The organism is Novipirellula herctigrandis, from assembly GCA_007859835.1.
Lineage (GTDB): Bacteria > Planctomycetota > Planctomycetia > Pirellulales > Pirellulaceae > Novipirellula_A > Novipirellula_A herctigrandis.
This window is the reverse complement of the sequence record SJPJ01000001.1, coordinates 1,180,550-1,186,238: the sequence shown is the minus strand read 5'-3', so window position 1 is coordinate 1,186,238 and position 5,689 is coordinate 1,180,550. Positions and strand designations below refer to the sequence as shown.

Annotated in this window: 8 protein-coding genes; 7 read left to right on the top strand and 1 reads right to left on the bottom strand. The window is 52.4% G+C overall.

Annotated elements, in window-relative coordinates; all coding sequences use genetic code 11:
• Positions 1–208 precede the first annotated feature (208 nt).
• The 5 genes from CA13_RS04075 (at position 209) to CA13_RS04055 (ending at position 4,114) form a co-directional block, all read left to right on the top strand.
• On the top strand, positions 209–769 hold the full coding sequence (locus CA13_RS04075; protein WP_146394711.1) for a hypothetical protein: 561 nt from the start codon (positions 209–211) through the stop codon (positions 767–769).
• Between the two features lie 105 nt (positions 770–874).
• A complete protein-coding gene (locus CA13_RS04070) occupies positions 875–1,357 on the top strand; it encodes a hypothetical protein (protein WP_146394710.1) in 483 nt (160 codons plus the stop codon).
• Positions 1,358–1,838: 481 nt separating this feature from the next.
• On the top strand, positions 1,839–3,323 hold the full coding sequence (gene ltrA, locus CA13_RS04065; RefSeq protein WP_146394693.1) for a group II intron reverse transcriptase/maturase: 1,485 nt from the start codon (positions 1,839–1,841) through the stop codon (positions 3,321–3,323).
• A 306-nt stretch (positions 3,324–3,629) separates the two neighbouring features.
• Positions 3,630–3,848, top strand: coding sequence for a hypothetical protein (locus CA13_RS04060; protein ID WP_146394709.1), 219 nt, complete (start codon positions 3,630–3,632; stop codon positions 3,846–3,848).
• Positions 3,845–4,114: a ParE family toxin-like protein gene (locus CA13_RS04055; RefSeq protein WP_146394708.1), complete on the top strand. Its 270-nt coding sequence runs from the start codon at positions 3,845–3,847 to the stop codon at positions 4,112–4,114. The genes CA13_RS04060 and CA13_RS04055 overlap by 4 nt, the downstream gene beginning before the upstream one ends.
• A 328-nt stretch (positions 4,115–4,442) precedes the next feature.
• Here the strand turns inward: CA13_RS04055 and CA13_RS34640 are convergent, their stop codons facing one another.
• Positions 4,443–4,568, bottom strand: coding sequence for a hypothetical protein (locus CA13_RS34640; RefSeq protein ID WP_419193914.1), 126 nt, complete (start codon positions 4,566–4,568; stop codon positions 4,443–4,445).
• 220 nt (positions 4,569–4,788) lie between these two features.
• Here CA13_RS34640 and CA13_RS04050 point away from each other — a divergent pair, with 220 nt between their 5' ends.
• Positions 4,789–5,307, top strand: a complete 519-nt coding sequence (locus CA13_RS04050; protein ID WP_146394707.1) for a hypothetical protein — start codon at positions 4,789–4,791, stop codon at positions 5,305–5,307.
• 102 nt (positions 5,308–5,409) lie between these two features.
• On the top strand, positions 5,410–5,689 hold a 280-nt coding region (locus CA13_RS34635; RefSeq protein WP_473087439.1), incomplete at its 3' end, for a PIN domain-containing protein.

Here is a 5,689-nt window from a genome sequence, read left to right as displayed (position 1 = left end):
AAGTGAGCGAATCCTCGTGATTCAGCTCGTTTATTACATCGAGAGAAGCCATTTTCGTTTCAAAATCCAATAAGTCCACCCAAGAGTATGTGCACACGGAGCGGGGCTTGCGGCCGAATTTGAAATGGACAACTTTACTCTCCCCGCCCGGTGACGCCGGTCGTTATTCGATTGAGACCCGTCCGACTACTCTCACTGGAACGCTTTGATGACACCCAGACTTCTCTCGATAATAGCGCTATTGGCATTCATTTCATTTGCGACGAACACGCCTGCCGAGGATAGCGTTCCGGATTTTGTTGCAAATAAGTCAGTCGTGGTCGCTCGCATTGGTGATTCAAATGCATTCACTGCTTATAGCAAGCAAATTGGAGAATGGACAACTCACAAGTTCCCGGACGGAATAAGGGCGACTCCTGTTTCGGGCTCGCACTTGATTGCTTTCGCGCTCGAAGGTGACTCAATTGCTGAGCTTGTTGCGGTCGACGCGAACGGCAACTGGCAAACGCACAAACTCAGCGACGAGAATGCCAAGAAATGCACTCCCTATGTTGGCGCAAACCTGGCGATCTATCGCATTGGTTTTGCGACCTGGGGTTTCAGTGGGGCAACTCGTTCCTGGGATTCGATTAAGACCGGCGCAGCGCCATCTTTATCAGAGGACTCAGCTATGATCTTGGAGCCTGGATACATCCACATGTTTAGCGAGTTGTCGGGTAAATGGTCGTCCTCGCCTGATCTTTCAACTAAAAAACAGGCCAGCGAATAACGATGCCGTGAACCGGAGTCGCGTGTAAAGCGTTTTGGCACTTGCCAACTCTCTCGACGCGACCCGCTGACGACCAACGTTCGTCGACAAGGAGAGTCTCAGACTATGCGAAACCTGCTCTGTTTTTTTGGACTAGTTGCGATTTCTCAGCTAGCGCATGCTGGCGATATAAATCCCAAGTCAAAAAAGTCGCAATGGCGAATTCCGCCTAATGCTGCTGTCACGGCAGTCGGGAACAACCTCGACTGGAAGTTTGGTGAGAAAGACGATGGGCTGCGGACGCTGCAAGTTGGATTAGGGGAACACCACTCTTACGAACAAGCTTGGGCTTACTACGCGAAAATCTTCGGCTTGGAAACCGATTACAACGTAGATACCAAGACGCAAGAGATCGTAGTCGACGGCGATACACGAAGGGTCCTTGAACATGATCGAGACCAGGTGTTCAAGGCGGGACGCTGGGCAAGAATGTATGGCAATTTTGACGGCTACAAAGTCTCTCTAAATCTCTACGACGACCCAAGCTTGGCCAAGGACATGGGCAAAGCGTATCGGATCTCGGTTACAATCATCTTCGCCCCGATCTGAACGAATCACGGCGAACCATGTCGTGAACGTGCGGACTGGCAAGGTCTGATTGACTAGCGGGTGGAAATCCCGCCTGGGTAAGTGCTAGCCACACGCCCAGTATCGAGTGTTGCAGCCGAAGTATAAGGGCCCAAAGCAATTGTCTGCTGTCGCAGGTGGTTCCCCGAAGTCTTCGATTGAAGCGTACACAGAGAGGTAGTGAGGATGAATGGATCACAGGTGGCCCTGTGACCGTGAACGGGATTAGCTCCGAAATTAGGTACCTGTTGGATTCTGCCCAAGGTTTGTTCACGCCCCAAGGCAACACTTCACGACGCGTCATTGGCGAGCCTCGTGAAGAGACCTGGAGTCGGCGCCCCATTCGCTCTACACATCATGTGAATCAGGCAACCAGTGAGGCCCTGAGGTTCTTGATCGACCGCAAGCAGACCAGCTTGCTCGATCGAGTATGTCCTAGAAGTGGAATAAGCAACGAAGACAAATGACTTTCAGGGAATCGGACGACCGAATAGTACCGCTGCAGCCCGAAGACCAATCGGGAAGTGACAAGCCGAGTAATATCGGTGTAGGGAAGGCGGTCGGGATTTCACGCGATCCAGACCAGGCACTGCCCGTACTCAGAGACGGAACCTCAGTGATAACCCGGCTGGATCGCACCTTTCAAAGAGCGAAGGGAGCCCCAGAAGCGGTTTTCAATAACCTCTTCTCGATGCTCAACTATGAGTTGTTGTGGTACGCCTTTCGCCGACTAAAACGAGGCAAAACGCCAGGAGTCGACAACGTCACGGTCGAGGACTACGAGGAGGATCTCGAAGCGAACCTTCGCGACTTGCTCCAGCGACTTCATCGTGGCAGTTATCGCCCGAAGCCCAGTTTGCGAAAGAACATCCCGAAAGGGAATGGGAAGACGCGATCGCTGGGAATCGCTTGCGTCGAAGACAAAATTGTCCAACGCGCAGTCGTGACGATCTTGGAGCAAATCTACGAAGTCGACTTCTATGACTTCTCGTATGGTTATCGCCCTGGGAAATCGTGTCATGAGGCTTTAGCGACTCTTGGTGGGATCATCGCCACGCGGAAAGTGAACTGGATCAGTGACGCGGATATCAGAGGTTTCTTTGATAATTTGAGTCAGGAGCGTTTAGGCGAGCTGTTGCGGAAACGTATCAGCGACCCGAAACTGCTTCGGCTGATCGAACGTTTTCTCGAAGCAGGCGTGATGATCGATGGCCAGTTGCAGGCAACCGAAGAGGGTGTCCCCCAAGGGGCCAGTCTCTCACCGATACTAGCCAATGTGTACTTACACTACGTGTTAGATGAATGGTTCGAACAAGAAGTCAAACCGCGGCTCGGAGGCGAAGCGTACTTGCTGCGCTTTGCTGACGACTTCCTTTGTTGCTTCGAACTCGAATCTGATGCGGTGCGATACCAAACGGTCTTGCCCAAGCGATTGGATCGGTTCTCGTTATGTGTCGCCGAGGACAAAACGAAGTTGTTACGGTTCGGACGCTTGGCCCGTCGCGATTGCCAGCGACTGGGCGAAGGTGCTCCGGGCACTTTCGACTTCCTCGGATTTACTCATTACTGTGGTCGTAGTCGAGCAGGCAGGTTCAAACTGAAAAGGAAGACGTCTGGCAAGAAGATGCGAGTGAAGTTGGCGGAGATGCGTCTCTGGTTTCATCATCAGCTATCGACTCCGGTGGGCGAAATGTGGCCGGTGCTTAACGCGAAACTTCGTGGTCACTACCAGTATTACGGTATCAATGATAATTGGCCGTTGCTGGCGGCGTATCGCAGTAAGGTTCGCCGGATGGCGAAGCGTCACTTGAGTCGCCGGAGCCAGAACAGCTATGTGAACTGGGATGATTTCAATCGCTTCACGGATCTTCATCCGCTGGTAAATCCGAAGTGTTTGACGGACTTGATCGCTATGGACCGCAAGTTACGCAGTACGCGAGGCAAGTGAAATCTGGGAGCCGGATGCGTTAAAGGCGCACGTCCGGATCTACGAGGGGCCGAGGGTCAATGCGGCAAGGTTCGAATCTTGTGACACCACAACGGGAAACCAGTGGCAAACAGGGAATACAAAGTGTAACCTAAACCAAAGAGACCTCGGTCTACTCTCCCGAAGTCGCGGTGGCCGGGCGATTTCGCAATGGAGAATCAACCCCCGCGACTCGGTTATCGCGGTCGTTATCCGCCCGTGTGATGCCCGTCGCTTGATGGTTGCTGCAACTGCTTAAGCCACCTATAATATGCGAAGGAGAAACCAATGACTAACCTGCTTGAGAAAGCGTTTGAAAACGCATCCAAACTACCGCCGCAACAGCAAGACGCGATCGCTAAATGGCTTCTCGCTGAACTCGAAGACGACAGACGCTGGGACGCTTCATTCACCAAGTCGCCCGATTTGCTTGCATCTCTTGCCGCTGAAGCTTTGGCTGAAAAGAACTCCGGCGAAGCACTCCCGCTTATCCCCGATGAACTTTGAACTCGTTCACTACACGTCGGTTTCGCGAGCGCTTTTCTCGCTTGCCTAGCCATCTCCAAAAGCAAACTCGGGAAGCGTACCGCCAGTTTCTTGCAGACTCCTCGCACCCTGGATTGCGATTCAAGGCAATTTCCGGCCACGACAACATTTGGTCTGCTCGGATCACGCTGGATTACCGGGCTGTCTGTGTGCTTGACGGCGATACCGTGACCTGGTTTTGGATTGGCTCTCATTCTGACTATGATAAGCTGCTTTCCAAGATGTAGTTCAAACCCGCTGATCACCACCGTTCTGTCTCACTTCAAGTGGGAATCGTCTTTGACGGCGTTGGCTCCACTTGAGCAATTACAAGCGTGCACTTGAAGGAGTACACGGATGTCACGGATAAGAGCCCTTTTCATCGCCATCGTCACCGCGAGCCTACTCACCGTGACGGCGAATTCCGCTTTCGGGATTCTAGTGCAGATTGGTTCCGATTGCCGAATTCCCTTCACCCTTGGTTACCCGAAGCACGCGGTCATACAGGTCGTGGCTGCCCTGAAATCCGACAACTATAGACTTGTTGATGGTCAGTCGAATATGCGTGTGTCAACCTTACGCTTTCGGGGCGACACAACCGCCATCAACGACATGCTGAAGAAACTTGCCGATTGCCCCGTTGCCACCGTCGCCGTTTCGTTCAGGGCAATCGATCACACCTGCGATTGGCAGATTGATCATTCCGTGAGATCCAACACGTTTGCCGTGATCGTTAATTTAAAGTCGGCCCGGATCAGACTTGAAGAGCTCATCATTCCGTCCGCCAACGGCCCAAAGTTAAAAAGCGAAACTCGAATATCGACAGAACCATGACGTCCACCGGAGCACCGCATGGCGCGTTTACAAATGGAAACCACATTGGCGGTGCTCGGTCAACGCCGACGTTCGCCGACTGAATCCGATGCGTACACTGTTATCTTTAGCCCTTTTCGTCGCTGCCTTCTCCCCGGCGTCAGCGCAATTGATCGGCTACAGTCGATTCCCGATTGAGCGTGCCACTGATACCTTGAATGGCATCGACCTCGATGCTCCCATGTCCTTCAAAGGGTTCGGGATGTATTTCGATGGGGGCTCATACGGCGCAAGATTTGAGACCGACGCGGGAATTGAAATTACTCTTTTCCTCCCGCACTATGGATACTGGAGTGACGCCGCAAGAACACAATTGCAACAGCCCGTTGTCTTCCCGCACAAACGCAATGGAAAGTATATATGGATTGAAATCGAACCGAAATCGAACGCTAATGCATCCCTGCTTGACGCAATTGACTCTATCCTGGCTCGCGATGAGTTGAAACGTTCACAAGTGACAACACTCAAACGAGTGAGAAAGTGTGTTGAAGATCGAAAACCGCTTAAAGAGGTTTCTGAACGAATTGAGCTGTACAAACGCAACGCTGCCGTCGCTGCTGGCGGATAACAGCCCATCCACCAGAGGACGGGTGGATCGTTTTCTCGCCTGCTTGCAAATTTTTCGCCCGTCCCCGATGAGGGTTAATGTTCGCCGTGATACAATTCCGCCATGGACACTGTCTACATCGAAACGTCGGTCGTTAGCTACTTGCGGCAAAAGCCGAGTTCACAAGTTGTGATGGCGGCTCGACAATTGTTGACCCACCAGTGGTGGAACGATGAGCGAACCAACTACCAACTTGTTGTGTCACAATTGGTGATCGACGAGGCATTGGCTGGTGATTCAACACTTGCAGCAGAGCGATTGCACGCCTTGGACGGAATTCCGCTTCTGCCACTCGATCCAGGGATTGCGGATATTGCCGACGAGATCATGTCTCGTGCCATCC